This window comes from Vibrio taketomensis, assembly GCF_009938165.1.
Classification (GTDB): Bacteria; Pseudomonadota; Gammaproteobacteria; order Enterobacterales; family Vibrionaceae; genus Vibrio; species Vibrio taketomensis.
In genome coordinates, this window is sequence record NZ_AP019649.1 from 2,131,771 (window position 1) to 2,150,984 (window position 19,214).

At 45.2% G+C, this 19,214-nt stretch carries 17 protein-coding genes and 1 riboswitch; of the genes, 4 read left to right on the plus strand and 13 right to left on the minus strand.

From position 1 onward, the window contains the following. Nucleotides 1-182: 182 nt before the first annotated feature. On the minus strand, nt 183-1,256 hold the full coding sequence (gene apbC, locus Vt282_RS09670) for an iron-sulfur cluster carrier protein ApbC (RefSeq protein WP_162063261.1): 1,074 nt from the start codon (nt 1,254-1,256) through the stop codon (nt 183-185). Nucleotides 1,257-1,414: 158 nt separating this feature from the next. Between apbC and metG the strand changes: the two genes are divergently transcribed. The 3 genes from metG to Vt282_RS09685 all read left to right on the plus strand — a co-directional run bounded on the left by metG (nt 1,415) and on the right by Vt282_RS09685 (nt 5,123). After that, on the plus strand, nt 1,415-3,466 hold the full coding sequence (gene metG, locus Vt282_RS09675; RefSeq protein WP_162047522.1) for a methionine--tRNA ligase: 2,052 nt from the start codon (nt 1,415-1,417) through the stop codon (nt 3,464-3,466). 220 nt (nt 3,467-3,686) lie between these two features. Beyond that, nucleotides 3,687-4,523, plus strand: coding sequence for a hypothetical protein (locus Vt282_RS09680; RefSeq protein WP_162063262.1), 837 nt, complete (start codon nt 3,687-3,689; stop codon nt 4,521-4,523). A 120-nt stretch (nt 4,524-4,643) separates the two neighbouring features. Then, a complete protein-coding gene (locus Vt282_RS09685) occupies nt 4,644-5,123 on the plus strand; it encodes a YehS family protein (protein ID WP_162063263.1) in 480 nt (159 codons plus the stop codon). 58 nt (nt 5,124-5,181) lie between these two features. On the opposite strand, the gene udp is transcribed toward Vt282_RS09685, so the two are convergent. The 9 genes from udp to moaA all read right to left on the minus strand — a co-directional run bounded on the left by udp (nt 5,182) and on the right by moaA (nt 13,533). Beyond that, a complete protein-coding gene (gene udp, locus Vt282_RS09690) occupies nt 5,182-5,940 on the minus strand; it encodes a uridine phosphorylase (protein WP_162045886.1) in 759 nt (252 codons plus the stop codon). Nucleotides 5,941-6,216: 276 nt separating this feature from the next. Beyond that, nucleotides 6,217-8,517, minus strand: coding sequence for a zinc/cadmium/mercury/lead-transporting ATPase (locus Vt282_RS09695; RefSeq protein ID WP_162063264.1), 2,301 nt, complete (start codon nt 8,515-8,517; stop codon nt 6,217-6,219). A gap of 80 nt (nt 8,518-8,597) precedes the next feature. Then, entirely contained in the window at nt 8,598-10,061 is a 1,464-nt protein-coding gene (locus tag Vt282_RS09700; RefSeq protein WP_162063265.1) for an MATE family efflux transporter, read from the minus strand. 71 nt (nt 10,062-10,132) lie between these two features. Further along, entirely contained in the window at nt 10,133-10,549 is a 417-nt protein-coding gene (locus Vt282_RS09705; RefSeq protein ID WP_162045883.1) for a CBS domain-containing protein, read from the minus strand. A 202-nt stretch (nt 10,550-10,751) separates the two neighbouring features. Continuing rightward, a complete protein-coding gene (gene moaE / locus Vt282_RS09710; protein ID WP_162063266.1) occupies nt 10,752-11,207 on the minus strand; it encodes a molybdopterin synthase catalytic subunit MoaE in 456 nt (151 codons plus the stop codon). Between the two features lies 1 nt (nt 11,208). Then, entirely contained in the window at nt 11,209-11,454 is a 246-nt protein-coding gene (gene moaD / locus Vt282_RS09715; RefSeq protein ID WP_162063267.1) for a molybdopterin synthase sulfur carrier subunit, read from the minus strand. After that, a complete protein-coding gene (gene moaC / locus Vt282_RS09720; RefSeq protein WP_162063268.1) occupies nt 11,451-11,930 on the minus strand; it encodes a cyclic pyranopterin monophosphate synthase MoaC in 480 nt (159 codons plus the stop codon). Before moaC ends, moaD begins: the two co-directional genes overlap by 4 nt. A 26-nt stretch (nt 11,931-11,956) precedes the next feature. Further along, nucleotides 11,957-12,469 carry a molybdenum cofactor biosynthesis protein B gene (gene moaB, locus Vt282_RS09725; protein WP_162045879.1) on the minus strand — a complete coding sequence of 171 codons (513 nt, stop codon included), beginning with the start codon at nt 12,467-12,469 and terminating at the stop codon, nt 11,957-11,959. A 74-nt stretch (nt 12,470-12,543) separates the two neighbouring features. Beyond that, the gene (moaA, locus tag Vt282_RS09730; RefSeq protein WP_162045878.1) at nt 12,544-13,533 is read right to left on the minus strand and encodes a GTP 3',8-cyclase MoaA; all 990 of its coding nucleotides are present in this window, start codon (nt 13,531-13,533) and stop codon (nt 12,544-12,546) included. After that, a riboswitch (molybdenum cofactor riboswitch) is annotated at nt 13,522-13,661 on the minus strand. (Overlaps the previous gene by 12 nt.) A 190-nt stretch (nt 13,662-13,851) precedes the next feature. Between moaA and Vt282_RS09735 the strand changes: the two genes are divergently transcribed. Next, the gene (locus Vt282_RS09735; protein ID WP_162063269.1) at nt 13,852-14,739 is read left to right on the plus strand and encodes a YvcK family protein; all 888 of its coding nucleotides are present in this window, start codon (nt 13,852-13,854) and stop codon (nt 14,737-14,739) included. A gap of 38 nt (nt 14,740-14,777) precedes the next feature. Here Vt282_RS09735 and luxU read toward each other — a convergent pair whose 3' ends face one another. From luxU to uvrB, 3 genes are all read right to left on the minus strand, one after another. Continuing rightward, nucleotides 14,778-15,119 carry a quorum-sensing phosphorelay protein LuxU gene (luxU, locus tag Vt282_RS09740; protein ID WP_162045876.1) on the minus strand — a complete coding sequence of 114 codons (342 nt, stop codon included), beginning with the start codon at nt 15,117-15,119 and terminating at the stop codon, nt 14,778-14,780. 10 nt (nt 15,120-15,129) lie between these two features. Further along, nucleotides 15,130-16,515, minus strand: a complete 1,386-nt coding sequence (gene luxO / locus Vt282_RS09745; protein ID WP_162045875.1) for a quorum-sensing sigma-54 dependent transcriptional regulator LuxO — start codon at nt 16,513-16,515, stop codon at nt 15,130-15,132. A gap of 316 nt (nt 16,516-16,831) precedes the next feature. After that, nucleotides 16,832-18,862, minus strand: a complete 2,031-nt coding sequence (uvrB, locus tag Vt282_RS09750; RefSeq protein WP_162063270.1) for an excinuclease ABC subunit UvrB — start codon at nt 18,860-18,862, stop codon at nt 16,832-16,834. Between the last annotated feature and the right edge of the window lie 352 nt (nt 18,863-19,214).

Here is a 19,214-nt window from a genome sequence, read left to right on the forward strand (position 1 = left end):
GCTAAAAGTTTGGCATGGAAAGGCTAGCAGAGCCAAATTAAACTGCCTGATTATAGGGAGATCGCCCGCCATATACCAGAAAGTAATCGGCTAAATTTACATTCGAAACGAAATAGAATAAGAAAACAGCAAGCAAACGTTTAGCCAGCATAAAACTGGCTAAACACTATATGCCATGAGGCTTATAACATTGTAATGTTAATTGCATCTGGTTGAACATCACCACGCCAATAGAGTCTTGCGCAAACGGCTTCTGCCAACTCCAAGTATTGATTGGTGTGTTCCGAATCCGGTCTCGATGCGACGGTCGGACAGCCTGCATCGATGTCTTCACGCAAATGAATATCGAGCGGAATTTGCCCTAATAGGTCTAAATTGTATTCAGCCGACATTTTTTCGGCGCCGCCAGTACCAAAAATGTGCTCATGATGACCACAGTTGCTGCAAATGTGATAACTCATGTTTTCCACCAATCCCACCAGCGGAATACCCACCTTGTCAAACATGGCAACGCCTTTCCGAGCATCAGCAAGCGCCAAATCTTGCGGTGTAGTGACAATCACAGCACCAGTGACGGGAATTTGCTGCGCGAGACTCAATTGAATATCGCCCGTGCCCGGCGGCATATCAATGACAAGGTAATCTAGATTTGGCCAGTCGGTTTCATTGAGTAATTGCGCCAACGCTTTTGATGCCATTGGACCACGCCAAATAGTCGCTTCATCTTTTGACACTAAATACCCAATAGAATGGGTATAAATGCCATGCGCTTCCACTGGCTGCATCCACTTATTGTCACGCACTTCTGGCTGAGCATGCACTTTACCAATCATCATAGGTACTGATGGGCCATAAATATCGGCGTCAAGTAGACCCACTTTGGCTCCACTCGCGGCAATCGCGAGCACCAAGTTGACTGAAGTCGTTGATTTGCCCACGCCACCTTTAGCAGAGGTAACCGCAATGATATTTTTAACCCCTTTAACCGCACTACCGGTGTGATTTACCAAGGTTTTTACTTGCACGCTAATTTGGTATTTGAATGGCGCAACCGCTTGGTTTTGCTGCTGCGCTTGAATCCACGCATCGATATCTTTGACTAGGTGGTTAGCAGCAAAAGGAATTTGAATTGCGAAGAAGCCTTCGGCATCAACCGAGACCAGACCTGGGGTTGAAGCCCAGTTTTGAATGAGAGAATGATGCTCATATTGGCTTAGCCAAGAGCAAAAATCTTGCTTGGAATGAAACTGACGCATAGGTCCTCCTTTATCAATACCATCCTAGCACTCCAAGCGTGGATACAGAACCCTGAAAAAACTACGGGAATGCCAGTTTGTCTTCTTGGAGTCGTTGTTTGAATCAGGTAGTATTACTCTCTATTTTTTGTACCTATCGAGATAAGCGAATATTAAGTATGGCAAACGATCCAAGAAAACTTTTGGTAACTTGTGCCCTTCCGTACGCTAACGGTTCGATTCACCTAGGTCACATGCTTGAACACATTCAAGCTGACATTTGGGTTCGTTACCAACGCCTACGCGGCAACACTGTAAACTTCATTTGTGCTGACGACGCTCACGGCACGCCAATTATGCTTAAAGCTCAACAGATGGGTATCTCTCCAGAAGAGATGATCGCAGCCGTAAGCGAAGAGCACCAAAAAGACTTCGCTGGTTTTGACATCAGCTTTGACAACTACCATAGCACGCACTCGCAAGAGAACCGTGAACTGGCATCTCATATTTACCTTGAGCTGAAGAAAAACGGTTTTATCTCAAGCCGTACTATCTCTCAGCTATTTGACCCAGAAAAAGAGATGTTCCTACCGGATCGTTTCGTAAAAGGTACTTGCCCGAAATGTAAGGCCGAAGACCAATACGGCGATAACTGTGATAACTGTGGTGAAACATACAGCCCAACTGAACTGATCAATCCAAAATCAGCTGTGTCTGGCGCAACACCAATCATGAAAGATTCTGAGCACTTCTTCTTCGACCTGCCTCAGTTTGAAAGCATGCTAAAAGAGTGGACTCGCTCTGGCTCGCTACAAGCTGAAACAGCAAACAAGATGCAAGAGTGGTTTGAATCTGGCCTACAACAATGGGATATCTCACGTGATGCGCCATACTTTGGCTTTGAGATCCCAGGTGAAGAGAACAAGTTCTTCTACGTATGGCTAGACGCACCTGTTGGTTACATGGCGTCATTTAAGAACCTATGTGACAAAACTGAAGGTCTAGACTTTGACGAATACTGGAAGAAAGACAGCACCACTGAGCTGTACCACTTCATCGGTAAAGACATCGTTTACTTCCACAGCCTATTTTGGCCTGCAATGCTAGAAGGCAGCGGCTTCCGTAAACCAAACAACGTGTTCGTACACGGTTACGTAACCGTAAACGGTGCGAAAATGTCTAAGTCTAAAGGTACGTTTGTAAAAGCAAGCACTTACCTAAACCACCTAGACCCTGAGTGCCTACGTTACTACTACGCAGCAAAACTAAACAGCCGCATCGATGACCTAGACCTTAACCTTGAAGACTTCTCTCAACGTGTAAACGCGGACGTAGTAAACAAGATTGTTAACCTAGCTTCTCGTAACGCTGGCTTCATCACTAAGCGTTTTGAAGGTCAACTAGCTGAAAACTTTGCAGAGCCTGAGCTATACAACGAATTTGTTGCAGCAGCAGAGCGTATTGCTGAACTATACGAAGCGCGTGAATTTGGTCGTGCGATTCGTGAAATCACAGCGCTAGCTGACAAAGCTAACCAATACGTTGATGAAAAAGCACCGTGGGTTGTAGCGAAAGAAGAAGGTAAAGATCAAGAACTGCAGGAAATCTGCTCGGTAGGTATCAACCTATTCCGCGTTCTGATGACTTACTTGAAACCTGTAATGCCTGCACTTGCGGCACGCACTGAAGCATTCCTAAACCAAGAACTAACTTGGGAAGGCATTGCAACACCGCTAACGGCACACAACATTACCGCATTCAAAGCGCTATTTAACCGTATCGATCCTAAAAACATCGAAGCGATGATTGAAGCATCAAAAGAAGATGCAGCAGCAGAAATGGCAGCGAAAGAGAAAGCAGAAGCAGCGAAAACAGAAACTGAACTAAGCAAAGATCCAATTGCAGCAGAAATCGAGTTTGATGATTTCGCTAAAGTTGACCTTCGTATTGCGAAGATCGTTTCATGTGAAGCTGTGCCAAAAGCGGACAAACTACTGAAATTCCAGTTGGATATCGGTGGTGAAATGCGCCAAGTATTCTCAGGCATCAAAGCGGCATACAATCCAGAAGACCTAGTAGGCAAGCTGACTGTTGTCGTAGCAAACCTAAAACCTCGTAAAATGAAGTTTGGTATGTCTGAAGGTATGATCCTAGCAGCTGGCCCTGGTGGTGCTGACCTATGGCTACTTGAGCCACATGAAGGTGCACAACCTGGTATGCGTGTAATGTAAGCGATTCGCTTTTATTACCCAAGCTTTACCAAAATCCTCGCTTCGGCGGGGATTTTTTGTATCTATTTCAAACGCATACTCCCTGAGATGGTGAAACATTGCACCAAAACAGCGCAATCACTGCAATAATGAAAACTTAACTCATTGATATGAAACAACTTTAAACTTGGCATTAAAGCTGCTCTGGTTTTAAAAACACCTAGAAACTGGGGGAACCGTTATGTTTGTTGCATTATCAATGTCAGTATCTATCGTTATTCTTTGTTTGCTCTACTACTACTCCAAACAGCGCTCACAATCACAAGAGCGAAACTATCAGCAAATCATCTCGTTGCGATTGATTATGGAGCTATGCCGACAACATCGCGCCTTGACGCACCAAGCGATGGTCTCTGATGATTTTTCAAAACCAGATGAGGTTTTACACGTTGAGCAGCAGTTACAAAAGCAAACCAGTGATCTGATCACTTTGGCCAGTTTTGATCACAAATCATTGTTTCGCATTCTCCAAATGAAAACAGCCGCGCTAGGTCAAGATTGGCAACAACGTAGTTTTGCTCGCAACCAAAGAACACACGGTACCGCCATTCGCCACTGCATGTTTCTTATCGACGATATAGCCCTTGCATGGCTAGTTGAATCTGGGCGCGAAGACTTAAGCGATGAATACCATTTAAATTGGCAACAAGTGTTGGATAGCATGGAAATCTTGACGCAACTGCGCATTTGCATTCAAGAGAAGGGGCATCGCAATGAGGAACTGCGGATAAAGTACTATGCCGACAAAATTCGTCATAAACTTCAGCAACTCAGCCTTATCAGCCCACTAACAATCCAATCACCGCTCGGGTTACAAACCCAAGCCAAGATTGATCTCCTCATCAGTATCCAAAACCTTAAGTTCACGACTCAACAACTGTATGCTTTAACTACGGATATCTCACAGTTAATCGCGCAAGTGTATGACGATATGTTATCTGACATAACAGAAAGCCTATACCAACCATTGCCAGCAGTCGGAGCGATGCCCTGCGAGAACTCCTTCCATATGGGGTGAATCGATACCCCAATGGGTTTTATCGCTGTTGGTCATGGGCATTCTCTGATAGAGTCGCCGACAATAATCTTCTCCCCCGTCGTAACCTTTCGGCGGCTGAATAGCTAATTAGGATTCCCTTTGACTAACAATGAAATTTTGCGTCGCATTCAGCACGCACTAAACCTTAAAAACGCTCAAATTATCAAAGCTTTTGAACAAGCTGAGGTGAAAGTTGCTCATGACCAACTGCAAAACTGGCTAAAGAGTGAGAGTGAAAAATCTTTCGCAAAAATGAAAGATAAAGAGTTAGCACTGTTCCTAAACGGCTTTATCAACGTTAAACGTGGCAAAAAAGACGGTGAGCAACCAAAGCCTGAGCAGCAACTGACTAACAATATGATCTTTATGAAGCTGCGTATTGCGTTGGATATGAAAAATGAAGATGTACTTGATGCTCTTGAACTGATGGGTGTTAGCCTAAGCAAGTATGAAATTGGCGCTTATTTCCGCAAGCCAAACAATAAGAACTACAAAGCGTGTAGCGATGAGTTGCTTTGCGATTTTCTAAACGGCGTACAATTTACTCAACGTCCTGATTCTGAAGAATACGCTGGATAACAAACAAAAATCCCCCAGCTTAATAAAAGCTTGGGGGATTTTTTTATCTCAATATCAATTAAAGCATTTTACGTGCTGCTTCAACCACGACTTTGATAGAGCGAGCTTCGGTTTCTTTTAGTGTCGCGTGATCTGGAATCTCTTTTTGGGTACGGTTGATAATCACGCCCGCCACACAACCCGCTTTAAGACCAGAGCTTGCACACATCGTCAGTAGTGTTGCTGATTCCATTTCAAAGTTCAGCACGCCCATATCTTGCCATTCTTGCATTGAACCTTGGAAACGCTTAACCACACGACCGGTGAAGGTGTCATAGCGCTCTTGACCCGGGTAGAAAGTATCGCTTGAAGCGGTGACGCCCATGTGCACAGTTGCGCCTGATTCTTCTACCGCTGCTTTCATTGCTGTTGCGACTGAGAAATCTGCCACTGCTGGGAATTCCATTGGTGCAAAATGCAAACTTGCACCATCTAAACGAACTGAGCCCGTAGTGACAATCATATCGCCAACATTTACATGTGGTTGAATTGCACCAGTGGTACCAACACGTAAGAAAGTACGCACACCAAGCTGAGCAAGTTCTTCTACTGCAATTGATGTTGAAGGGCCACCGATACCAGTCGAACATACTACCACCGGTTTGCCATCTAGCTCTGCACGGTAAAGCGTGTATTCACGGTGACTCGCTAGAAATACTGGATTTTCCATCTCCTCAGCGATTTTTTGTACTCGCGCAGGATCGCCAGGAATAATCGCCAACGTTGCACCAGCAAGATCAGCTTCAGTAACGCCTAAATGGAATACAGCTTGAGACATAGGAAACTCCTTGGTTTATCGAGCTCTTAATTATCGAATTATTAATCGGGGCTCGTTGTAAAAATTTATTGGGTACTGAGTTAATTTAACTAAGTTACTTAGTTGATATGGTGACACAAATCACAACCTAAAAAGCAATGACATCTTAACTTGCAGATAAAACCGTTTGGCATCACATTTCAATGTAAGGCAAATACATCACTTTGCATAAAGAATAGCCACGAAACGTGGCTATGAAGAAATTTTTACCGATTAAAGTTTAGACGCTGATTGACACTAACCTTGTTTACTCTTGAATTTAAGTAATCGCAGTGCGTTCAGTGTCACGATTGCCGTTGCTCCACTGTCTGCCAGCACGGCGACCCAAAGACCGGTAATACCAAGTAAACTGGTGACTAAAAATACACCCTTGAGGCCAAGTGCCAACGCGATGTTTTGACGAATGTTGTTGAGTGTTGCACGTGACAATTCAATCATCGCTGCTAACTCAACCAAACGGTTATGGGTAATCGCGGCATCAGCGGTTTCTAACGCGACATCCGTACCGCCTCCCATTGCAATGCCAATGCTCGCCGCTTTCATTGCAGGCGCATCATTGATGCCATCACCCACCATCGCCACATTACGCTGCGCAGATAGTTGCTCGACGTAATGCACTTTATCTTGCGGTAACAGGCTTGCTTGATAGTCGATATCAATTTTAGAACTGATTGCAGCCGCACTTCTCGGGTTGTCACCGGTTAACATGATTGAGCTGATACCCAGCGTTTTCAGCGCTTGAACAGCCTTTTGAGCATCCTCACGCAACGTATCTTGCCACGCAATCAAACCCAGCACTTGGCTTTGCTTTAGCGCAACCACTACAGTTTTGCCTTGGTCTTCTAGCTCAACGACTTGCTGTGCTAACTCATTTTCAAGAGAGAATTCCAACTTGCTTGGAGCCAACACTCGGTATAGTTCTCCCTCGATAAAGCCTTGCACACCACTGCCAACCAATGCTTGTTTTTCAGTCGCTTCAGGTAACTCAAGCTCAAGATCTTGCGCATACTTCACCAATGAAGTCGCAAGTGGGTGACTGGACCCCACTTCGATTGCAGCGATATAGCGCACCACATCATGCTCATGTTCCGCGTGTACCGCGATAACATCCGTCACCTCAGGCTTGCCTTTGGTGAGCGTGCCGGTTTTATCAAATGCCACCGTTTCTACATGGCCAAGTTGCTCTAGAGCTGCGCCCCCCTTGATCAAAGCGCCGCGACGAGCGGCCGCAGCAAGACCAGACGTAATCGCTGCCGGTGTCGAAATCACCAACGCACAAGGACAAGCAATAAGCAGCATCGCGAGTCCTCGATACACCCAGGTTTCCCAAGGCTGAGCAAACAATAGTGGCGGTGTAATGATGACGAGCAACGAGACCAACATCATTAATGGCGTGTACCAACGGCTAAAGCGATCTAAAAATCGCTCCAGCGGAGCTTTACGCGATTCAGCCTCTTCGATCAAATGCAGAATTCTATCGATCGCGTTCTCACCTTGTTTAGAGGTAATGGTAAGTTGAACTACTTTATCTACCACGACTGCGCCAGCCATCACCGGCTCATTGGTAAAACGTTCTACCGGAATAGATTCACCAGTCAGAGCACTTTCATCGAAACTTGCCCCGGTCGATATAATTCGGCCATCAGCCGGTAGACGTGCGCCGGGTGCAACTTCAATTACATCGCCTTGGTTAAGTTCACTGGCTGCAACGTCGACTCGCTTGCCATCGACCACTTTGGTCGCGGTTTCTGGTACCAGCTCCATTAAAGCTTGTACCCCACTACGGGCTCTCGATGCCGCAAAAGCCTCTAAGCGTTCACCAACTAAAAACAGTAGCAATACCATCGCAGCTTCAACGCTTTCACCTAAATACAGAGCACCAATTGCCGCCACACTCATCAAGGTTTCGATCGCAAATGGCGTGCCTGATTTAGCAAGAGAAATCGCTTTTTTGGCAATAGGGTATAAACCCACTAAACAGGTGAGAACAAATAGCCATTCACTGATTTGTGGAAGATAAGGTTTGATCATCGCCGCCACGGCCATAGCTGAAGCGATCGCTATGATTTGGCTATTTTGTTTGATAATCGACGACCAGCCAGTCGCTTGAGGTGCCGACGATTTTTGATCTGGGGAACTAAAGGTAAAACCTGTATCCAAAATGGTTTGTTCAACCAAACTGGCAACCGCATTGTCATTCGATTTCACAATCAATTTCTCGGTGGCAAACAGTACTTTTGCTTCACTGATGCCTTTAATTTTTTTGACTGCTGTTTCGACTTTACGTGCACAGGACGGACAGTCCATGCCGTTTATTTTCCAACTGTAGTTAAATAAAGAAGACGCCTGAGCGGAGTCACCTTCCTCATCATTTAAATCTGCACCACCACTGCAACTTGAACTGCTGCAGCAGTCACTACTGGTTGATTCAACCGATGCCATACGAATACTGTTGAACTTAGGGCTAGCGCAAGATGTGGATTGAGATGGGTTTATTGCTGCCTTATTTGAACGGCACGCTTCATGTTTAGTGCACATAATTGATTCTCCTATCAAAGATAGTCACTTCAGTCTATGTGCTAAGCATAAACCTTGGAGTACACTCCAAGGTCAAGCAGTTAATTAGATATTTCTTTGCTCAAAGCTTCTTTGTTGGCAGCAACATCTTCAATTAACACCGCGTCATGGGTACAAAACGGGGTGGTATTAAGACTCGCAATCGCAGGATCTTTAGGCTCCAACTCCATCGCTTCTCCTTGCATTAGGTCTCGAATATGTTTTCGTAATACCCAAAGTGCGATCAATCCAAACACAACCGTTCCGACTGCTTGACCATATAACACTCCGAGCGCACCAAACCAACTGGCACCAAGGTGCACAAAAGGTAAGGTACCCAACGTGGCTTTACCCAAGTTCAACGCCGTTGAATACAGTGGCTTACCCAAATTATTAAAGGATGTATTGGCAACAAACTGCATGCCATTAAAAATAAAGCTGATGGCAACAAACGAGCAGAAAGTGCCTACGATAAGAGCCGCATCGCCAGTCAAACTAAAGCCGCTGATGATCAAGCCTTGAACTAAGTAAAGGATGATGCACACGGTTATGGTGTATACCGTCGTCACGATCAGTGAGTTATTCAGCGTTTCTTTGACCCGATCAAAACGCTCAGCACCAAAATTCTGGCCGATAATCGGGCCAACAGCGCCAGAAAGCGCAAAGATCACCGCAAAACACACCGGCGTTAAACGCCCAATGACAGCGAAACCAGCAACAAAATCTTCACCAAATTTGGCAATCGAAGAAGTAACAATCGCATTACCAATTGGAGTTGCGATATTAGTGATAATCGCTGGCACCGCGATCGTGAGAATGGCTTTTGCATTGCAGCGCCACGCAAACCATGACGGCATCGCAACTAAGTTATGAATTTTGACTAATGGGTAAAGTGAGAAAGCGAATACCGTAATTCTTGCCACCACCGAAGCTGCCGCCGCCCCTTCTACGTTCCATTTAAAGACAAAAATAAACAGTGGATCCAGCACAGCATTGACAATACCACCAGCGAGCGTTGCCCACATCGAGCGTTTTGCATCGCCAGCAGCGCGCAGCCCCGCCCCGGCTGCCATTCCTAACGCCAAAATCGGACCGCTGGGAATTAATATTTCCAAATAAGCTTGAGCTCGCTCTGCCACGTACCCCTGCGCACCTATCGCGGCGAGAAGTTGGGGAATTGAGTTGTACATGACGATACTCACCACACAGCTAATTGCAAAGGCAGTGAGTAATGTGCTCGCACTTAATGATCTGGCATAGGTAAACTGCTTACTGCCAATCGCTTTAGAAACCAAAGCGCCCATAGCAATTGAAGTACCAATGGAAATTGAAGTAGAAAAGAAAACCAGTGTGCCAGCAAAGCCGACAGCGGCGGCCAACTCAACCTGACCAAGCATACTGATAAACAGCATATCGAGCAGATCGACCACAAACAGAGCCATCAAACCTACCGACCCCGCACCAGACATGACCAGAATGTGTCGCATGGTCGAACCTTGAATAAATTTGGCACTTTGGTCGCTCATGGCTAATCCTTTTCTCCTATATCACAGCAAAAATAAAAGGCGCCTAAGCGCCTTTTGACCTGAATTTTCAATCAGACTGGATGTTTAAAACATTCATCGATATTTTTCGCAATCGCACGCAACACATCTTTACGTGTAATAATGCCAACCAGTTTACCATTCTCAAGAACTGGATATACCTTAGGTTTGCCTACTTGCATCATCTCAGCCAGTTCAATGATGGTCATATCTGGTGTCACTGTCAGCACGTCAGGGTACATACAATCACTGACAATGTGCGTGTCTTGGCAGTAGTAACTAACCTTAATCAGTTTATCAAGTAAGTCTTGGCCAGAGAGAAATCCAATGACTTCCTTGTTCTCGTTTACCACAGGACCACCAAGATAATCAGAGCCCATCACTTTATCCAACGCCGCGCTGAGTGACATTTCTGGTGTGAAAGTTACCGCTTGCAGTTTCATGTAGTCTCTTACTCTTAACGATTCCATGTTCGTCTCCTTGTTGGTGCAACTGACTTTGGCACCTTGCCTAAAATCTTTGCTTACTGTAAGTGTCGCCTAATTTCTTGATTTTACTAAATGGTAACCACCAATTTTTGTAATGGATTTTGTCTTTTACTTAACAAACCTTACACAAAGACCAAAAAGACCACTGGTTTTGCCCGTGGTCTTAGGATTTGATTTGAGAAAATTACTTCTGCCAGCGCTCTGCTGCCTTGGTATCTGAGTCACGAGAATCAACCCAGCGAGTCGCTTCCGTGGTACGCTCTTTTTTCCAAAACGGTGCTTTAGTTTTCAGGTAATCCATCACGAATTCGCAGGCTTCAAACGCCGCGCCACGATGGGCACTTGCGACACCAACAAACACGATTTGATCGCCTGTCGTCATGTCACCTACGCGGTGAATAACTCTGATCGCTTCTAGAGGCCAACGTTGCTCAGCTTCATCACAAATCTCAGCCAGTGCTTTTTCTGTCATACCTGGGTAATGCTCAAGTGACAAACCGACCACATCATCGCCAAGGTTCATATCACGAACTTTACCGACAAAAGTAACGATAGCGCCAGAAGCATTGCTCTGTGCCAACGCTTGGTACTCATCACCAACGTTGAAATCTTCAACTTGTACTAATACACGCGGATCCATCTTACCCTCCGGTAACCGGTGGGAAGAAAGCAACTTCATCACCAGCCGTTAGCGGGTGAGTCAACGGAACAATAGATTGATTAACCGCCGCTAGTAGACGACCAGGATCCAAGGCAAGATCCCACTTACCTTCTTGCGCCGCTAAATGAGCACGCAACTGTTCAACTGTTGCAAACTCGTCTTCAAGTTGCACTTCATCGGTCTCAACCAGTTCACGAGTTTGGGCAAAGAATAAAACTTTAATCACGCTTCCACCTTAAAGTGTCCTGATTTACCACCCAGTTTCTCAAGCAGGCGAACCTGACTGATCACCATATCTTTCTGTACCGCTTTGCACATGTCGTAAATCGTCAGTGCCGCAACAGAAGCTGCCGTTAGCGCTTCCATTTCGACACCGGTTTTACCTGCTAGTTTACATACCGATTCAATACGCACGTAGTTTTCCACTTCGTTTGCTTCAAGCTGAACTTCTACTTTCGATAGCAACAAAGGATGACAAAGTGGGATCAAATCCCATGTTTTCTTCGCTGCTTGAATGCCTGCAATACGCGCCGTGGCAAACACATCACCTTTGTGATGCTGACCTGACATGATTAGTTGCAGTGTTTCTGGTGCCATATGAACAAAAGCTTCAGCGCGCGCTTCACGTACTGTTTCTGCTTTGCCCGATACATCCACCATGTTCGCTTCGCCCGAAGCGTTGATATGGGTAAACTGGCTCATGAGTGCTCCGCGTTATCGCTCAGCGATTAAACTGAAAGGTGTGGCATAAAGTTACAAGGACGGTGGCTCGCATCTAGCTGCTGCTTGATGATCTTAGTCCAACCTGTACGACATGCACCGGTAGAACCTGGCATTGCAAAAATAACAGTATGGTTAGCAAAACCCGCAATAGCGCGAGATTGAATGGTTGATGTACCGATTTCTTCATAAGAAACTTGGCGGAACAACTCACCAAAACCTTCTACTTCTTTGTCAAATAGTGGACGCAGTGCTTCTGGCGTGCTGTCACGTGAAGTAAAGCCTGTACCACCAGTAATCATGATTGCTTGAACACTTTCATCAGCAATCCATTGAGAAACGATTGCACGAATTTTATACATATCATCAATAACAATCTGTTTCGCTACCACGTTATGACCCGCTTCTTGAGCGTTCTCTACAAGGTAGCGGCCTGATGTATCGTTTTCTTCAGTACGCGTGTCAGACACAGTTAGAACTGCGATGTTTGCTGGTTGGAACTTGCTTTCTGCATGACCCATTTGCTCACCTACCTGTTGTGATTAGTTATGTGTCGAACTATGTCGACTAATAATTTTTGATAAAGAGTGTGCGATTAACCGCCAATTGACGCCAAATGTGGGGTCATACCTGTATTGCCATCTTGTAAGAAGTGGCTAACAGATTTGGTCTGTAACTGCTCTTGAATTCGTTGAATAAGTTGCGGCTCTTGCTCATCTTGCTGTAACAAGTCACGCAGCTCTACGCCGTGATCGCCGAACAAGCATAGATGAAGCTTACCCATCGCCGATACACGTAGACGGTTACAGCTTTCGCAGAAGCCTTTTTCATACGGCATGATCAACCCAATTTCACCCTGATAGTCAGGATGAACAAACACTTGTGCAGGGCCATCATTTTTTTCACGAATTTTGAGTAGCCAGCCATTGGCGATCAATTGATTGCGGATTTGAACCCCAGAAACATGATGATTCTTAAATAAATCATCCATCTCACCAGTTTGCATCAGCTCGATAAAACGTAACTGAATTGGTCGGTCTTTAATCCAATCAAGAAATAACGGCAATTGGTGTGAGTTCAAGTCTTTCATCAATACAACATTGACTTTGACTTGCGAATAACCAATCTCAAGTGCACGTTCGATACCCGCCATTACTTGATTGAACTTGTTTTCACCGGTGATTTGATGGAAAAGACGTGGGTCAAGACTGTCCACACTCACATTGATATGCGTCAAACCAGCTTGTTGCCATTCGGCGACTTGCTTTTCCATGCGGTAGCCATTGGTGGTCATTGCAACTTTGCGAATACCATTGGTGTTGGCTACGGTTTCGATGATCTGGGTAAAGTCTTTGCGTAGACTAGGCTCACCACCTGTAATACGAACTTTGCTAGTACCACAGTCGGCGAAAGCTCGCACGACACGTTCGATTTCAGGCAGTGATAAAAAGGACGAGTTTTTCTGCCCCGAAGGCTTGTAGCCATCAGGTAAACAATATGTACATTTAAAGTTACATACATCTGTAACAGAGAGACGCAAGTAGTAAAACTTGCGATGGAATTTATCTTCTAATTGTTGCGCCACGGAACACCTTTCCAAACACGGGAGGCACAATCATTTCCAATTATGCCCTTGTGACATCATGTCACTGGCTCACAAAGCCTATTCAGTCATTGAACTTAGCCTCGATGAGCTCGGAGTTATGGCAACCGTTTTGTACTCTTTTGTCATTCATTGACGAGCCAAACAGCAGCTTGCGAATAAAATACTTAAAAATGGTAAGGATTCCACCCTTGAGCGGAAAAAAAACCAGTTTTCACGTAAATTCGCTTAAGTGTAAGTATCCAAATTAAGCAAATTATCTTAGATTGTAGCTGATAACACGCAAAACTAGAAAATACAATGACTATCTACTCTACAAAAAAAATCGTCGCGATTGGCGGCGGACATGGCTTAGGACGTATGCTTGCAGCGCTAAAAGATTTTGGCTCTAACGCAACTGGCATCGTCACCACAACCGATAATGGTGGTTCTACCGGGCGTATTCGTCACTGTCAGGGCGGTATCGCATGGGGTGACACGCGTAACTGTGTTAACCAGCTCATTACCGAACCATCAATCAGCTCAATGATGTTTGAGTACCGCTTCAAGGGCTCTGGTGAACTTGATGGTCACAACCTTGGCAATCTAATGTTGACGGCGCTAGATAACCTTTCAGTGCGACCACTCGATGCCATTAATCTAATTCGCAGCATGCTAAAAGTGGATGTCAACATCGTGCCGATGTCAGAGCACCCATCTGATTTAAAAGCCCTTTCTCTTGATGGCAAATGGGTTACGGGTGAAACTAGCGTTGACGAAATGGAAGCCGATCTACAACGCTTAGATCTAGAACCGGAAGTACCTGCTACTAGAGAGGGAGTTCAAGCGATTGAACAGGCGGATCTGATTATTTTAGGTCCAGGAAGCTTTCTCACCAGCGTTATGCCGCCATTATTGCTGCCCGAAGTTGGCCGTGCGATTGCCAACAACCATAAGGCTAAAATTGTATTTGTCGAAAACTTGTCTCCTGAGCACGGCCCGGCAGGCCGAATGGATTTGAGACAAAAATTGGAATGGTGTGAGCGCGCTTGTCGAGGTCGTAAGCTCGACGTGGTTCTTGGTAACGACGCTCATGACGATCTAAATGAATGGAATTGTGTGCAAGCAGACTTGGCTTCGCAAAACCGTGATTGGCGACATGACCGCAATAAACTCAAAGCCGCCATTATCAACTTACTCAGCAAATAACGCATTCGGCACAAACCCCTGAGATTTGTGCCGATGTTTTAATGTTTAGACAGTAACTCTGCGTATTGTTGCTGAGTTTGAGACAACAAACTCAGCATTTGTTCTTTGTGCACCGAGCTATCGAGAAAAAGACCTGCTTTCCCCGCCCCGTCATAATCTACTGCCAAGGCTCTCAATGCTTCTGCTCCAAAGCTAGCGGCACTGCTTTTCAACGCATGACTGATCTCTTTTAGGTAGGCATCTTGGTCTACCTCGGCTTGGTTTAGCTTCTGCGTGTATTGATTCAATTCACCAAGAAAGATATCCAATAATATTGGCAAATTATCGTCACCTATCTCTTGTCTCAATCTATCAATTTGTTGTTGATTGATAATATTCATAACAACCTTCTTATAGTTGCTTGTCATTCCAGGCTTGCAATTTTCGGTAAATCGTCGATGGGCTGACATCTAAATAGCCCGCAGCTTTTGGAATGTTGCCATCACAAGCTTGAATGGCTTGCTCAATAGCACGCTTTTCCGTCATCCACAGTGGGAAGATATCATGTACCGACAAAACTTCCTTCTCTAGCAATGAAGGTGCCATACTCTCGCACACTGGAATATTTAGCGGCGGTGGCAGCATATCGAGCATGATTTCTTTGCCATTATTGAGCACCACCACATTACGCAAAACGTTTTGCAATTGACGCACGTTCCCCGGCCACTCAAAGCGAGAAAAGCGATCGACAACTTCAGGCGAGAGGCGCACAAAGTCCTTGCCCTCTTCTTTCGACATAAAGCCAAGTAGCGAGTAGGCAATTTCAATTACATCTTCACCACGTTCACGCAACGGCGGCAAATGCAATGGAATAACGTATAAACGATAGTACAAGTCTTCACGAAAACGGCCTTCTTGCACTTCCTTCCATGGGTCACGGTTAGTTGCACAAACAAAACGCACATCAACGCTTTTCATCTTAGATGAGCCGACTTTTTGGAAAGTACCAGTTTGAATAAAGCGCAGTAATTTGGTTTGCAGATCCAAATCCATTTCACACAATTCATCAAGGAACAGCGTACCACCATCAGCAAGTTCAGCCGCGCCTTGACGATCCGTTGCGGCACCAGTAAACGCACCTTTTACGTGTCCAAACAATTCACTCTCAATCAGGTCTTTGGGAATCGCTGCACAGTTAATGGCAATAAACGGTTTATCACCACGCTTACTCGTTGCGTGAATTGCCTCCGCACATACTTCTTTACCGGTACCACTCTCACCAGTAATGAAAATACTGGCTTTACTGGTTGCTGCTGAGTCAATGGTGCGATACACCGCCTGCATCATTTGGCTACTGCCGATGAAACCTTGATAGCCTTGGTTGAGGCCTTCTTCTGTTTTGAGTTTGGTCGCTTTACGAATTGCATTATTGACCGTAACCCTGAGGCGATCTGCCTCACATGGCTTAATCAAAAAGTCTTGAGCACCGTGACGCATCGCTTCAACGGCGGTGTCGATCGAACCGTGAGCGGTCATGAAAATAACCGGAACATCCGGATTTTGCTGTTTAACTTCAAATAACACGTCCATACCCGTCATATCAGGTAGGCGTAAATCGAGCAAAATCAGATCTGGGGTGCGAAAAGAGAGACTTTCAATAGCATCACGGCCCGTGCCGACGATGTTAATGTCGATGCCTAGCGGCGTAAGATAAGAACGGTAGAGCGCCGCAACGGAAGCGGTATCCTCAACCATCAGTAAATATTTATTTTTATGTTGAGCGGTGTTGCGCTGCATAATCTAGCCAATATTTCTGTTGCATTTTATACCAATAATTGCATTGCGCATTGCATTTTGCAAATACCCTAATGAAATTTAGCTAACTAGCTCTGAATTTCTGGCACTTATCGCTACAAAAAGCTGGCACGATTACTGCTGTGTGTATAGTGACCCTAACGGGTCACCTAGCCAACTGACGTTGTTAGTGAACCTAGTATTCACAAATGACAGCCAATAGAGTGTTTCTATTGGCTATTTTTTTGCCTATTACTTTTCACGCTATGCCGAGGTGAACGCTAACACTCATTAGCGCTCACACAACAACAACGAGCCTCTAGCTATTCGTAATAAACTGCGCTCTTAGCTTCTCTATCTCATCACGCTTCGCTGCAGCCAATTCAAATTCAAGATTCTGAGCATGCTGATACATTTGCGCTTCCAGCTTACTGATCTCTTTATCCAATTGTTGGGGTGTTAGTACATGATAATCTTGAGAAGGCTCAGCCACTTTAGAAAGTGATACCGTTTTATTACTACGCTGCTTACGACCTTTCGCGATATCACCCAGCTCCATAATATCTTTGATATTACGTTTAAGAGCTTGTGGTTCAATACCTTGCTCTTGGTTGTAAGCATGTTGTTTCTCTCGACGACGGTTAGTCTCATCCATCGCTCGCTTCATCGAGCCGGTGATTCGATCGCCATAAAGAATCGCTTTACCATTAATATTACGCGCAGCACGACCAATGGTCTGAATGAGCGAGCGCTCCGAACGCAAGAAGCCTTCTTTATCCGCGTCCAAAATCGCGACCAGCGATACCTCTGGCATATCCAAGCCTTCTCGCAATAAGTTAATGCCTACTAACACATCAAACTCACCCAAACGTAGGTCACGAATGATCTCAACTCGCTCAACGGTATCGATATCGGAGTGCAAATAGCGCACACGTACATCGTGCTCTGTCAGGTACTCTGTTAAGTCTTCGGCCATACGTTTAGTAAGTGTCGTCACCAACACGCGCTCATCTTTAGCCGTTCGGATGCGGATTTCAGACAACAAATCATCAACCTGAGTCGCTACTGGTCGCACTTCAAGTTCAGGATCGAGTAGACCCGTTGGGCGCACAACTTGATCGGCAATCTCGCCTGCGGATTTTTCCAGTTCATAGTTGCCTGGCGTAGCAGAAACGAAGATAGTTTGTGGTGCTAACGCTTCAAATTCATCAAATTTTAGTGGGCGGTTGTCTAACGCAGATGGTAGACGGAAACCATATTCCACCAGTGTTTCTTTGCGTGAGCGGTCACCTTTAAACATCGCACCAATCTGCGGCACGGTTACGTGCGATTCATCAATGATCAATAAACCATCTGCGGGCAAGTAATCAAACAATGTTGGAGGCGGCTCCCCCTCACTGCGACCACTTAGGTAACGCGAGTAGTTTTCAATGCCTGAACAGAAACCCAATTCATTCATCATCTCGATATCGAATTGAGTGCGCTGACTGATACGCTGCTCTTCGAGCAATTTGTTATTGTCGAGCAGATACTGTTTACGCTGTTCGAGTTCGACTTTGATCTCTTCTACCGCTTCAAGAATTCGCTCACGAGGCGTAACGTAGTGCGTTTTCGGATAGATGGTATAACGAGGTAAATCACGCTGTTTAACGACACCAGTCAATGGGTCAAACACACTGATGCAATCAATCTCGTCATCGAACATCTCAATGCGTACCGCATCTTGGTCTGATTCCGCAGGGAAGATATCAATCACTTCCCCGCGCACACGAAACTGACCACGCTCAAAAGCCACGTCATTACGGCTATATTGCAACTCAGCTAAGCGGCGCAGAATATCGCGCTGGTCCATCACATCACCACGGCGAACGTGTAACATCATCTTGAGGTAAGACTGCGGATCACCCAAGCCGTAAATAGCCGAAACCGATGCAACAATAATGGCATCTTTGCGCTCTAGTAATGCTTTGGTTGCTGACAAACGCATTTGCTCAATATGAGCATTCACTGACGCATCTTTTTCAATAAAGGTATCAGTGGTTGGCACATAAGCTTCGGGTTGGTAGTAATCGTAGTAAGAAACAAAGTACTCAACCGCATTATTAGGAAAGAAGGCTTTCATCTCACCATACAGCTGCGCCGCTAGGGTTTTATTGGGAGCCAACAGAATGGCCGGGCGCTGAGCTGTGGCAATAACATTAGCAAGGGTAAATGTTTTACCTGAGCCGGTTACCCCCAACAACGTTTGATGAGCCAAACCCGCATCTAATCCTTCAAGTAGTTGATGGATAGCGGTCGGTTGGTCTCCTGACGGTTTATACTCTGAGACGAGATCATACAATTTGCTCATAGTATCCTCTGAATCTTACTGAATTGATGCCTATTCTGCCTGTATATATATACATGCTCAAGATTTATATAGCCGTGTCATTGCCTTGATTTCTGCATTTGAAAATCACCTGAGTATATTTACGTTCGTTCGGGTTGGATATGTCGATCGATGTTTTTTTATTCTACTGGTAATAGTTCTAGATCCTGCCCATATAAACTGATATTATTCCTGCCCCTTGAGAGTTATCACCCCCTCAAATCCATTAAGCATATTCCACAGCTTATGCACAAATTTTGATTTTTTGTGTATTTTCCTTGTACGATCCTTTTTTCATATTTCGTCATTTATTAGATCAAAATCTCTTTTAACC

Coding starts and splice junctions, on each gene's coding strand:
- Vt282_RS09700 (WP_162063265.1), bottom strand. CDS start 10,061: ATGAGCGACCAAAGTGCCAAATTTATTCAAGGTTCGACCATGCGACAC.
- moaE (WP_162063266.1), bottom strand. CDS start 11,207: ATGGATCCGCGTGTATTAGTACAAGTTGAAGATTTCAACGTTGGTGAT.
- luxO (WP_162045875.1), bottom strand. CDS start 16,515: ATGCAGCGCAACACCGCTCAACATAAAAATAAATATTTACTGATGGTT.
- moaB (WP_162045879.1), bottom strand. CDS start 12,469: ATGGGTCATGCAGAAAGCAAGTTCCAACCAGCAAACATCGCAGTTCTA.
- Vt282_RS09680 (WP_162063262.1), top strand. CDS start 3,687: ATGTTTGTTGCATTATCAATGTCAGTATCTATCGTTATTCTTTGTTTG.
- Vt282_RS09695 (WP_162063264.1), bottom strand. CDS start 8,517: ATGTGCACTAAACATGAAGCGTGCCGTTCAAATAAGGCAGCAATAAAC.
- metG (WP_162047522.1), top strand. CDS start 1,415: ATGGCAAACGATCCAAGAAAACTTTTGGTAACTTGTGCCCTTCCGTAC.
- Vt282_RS09735 (WP_162063269.1), top strand. CDS start 13,852: ATGACTATCTACTCTACAAAAAAAATCGTCGCGATTGGCGGCGGACAT.
- udp (WP_162045886.1), bottom strand. CDS start 5,940: ATGTCTCAAGCTGTATTCCATTTAGGCGTTACTGAAGCTGATCTTGCT.
- luxU (WP_162045876.1), bottom strand. CDS start 15,119: ATGAATATTATCAATCAACAACAAATTGATAGATTGAGACAAGAGATA.
- Vt282_RS09705 (WP_162045883.1), bottom strand. CDS start 10,549: ATGGAATCGTTAAGAGTAAGAGACTACATGAAACTGCAAGCGGTAACT.
- uvrB (WP_162063270.1), bottom strand. CDS start 18,862: ATGAGCAAATTGTATGATCTCGTCTCAGAGTATAAACCGTCAGGAGAC.
- moaC (WP_162063268.1), bottom strand. CDS start 11,930: ATGAGCCAGTTTACCCATATCAACGCTTCGGGCGAAGCGAACATGGTG.
- apbC (WP_162063261.1), bottom strand. CDS start 1,256: ATGCGTCAGTTTCATTCCAAGCAAGATTTTTGCTCTTGGCTAAGCCAA.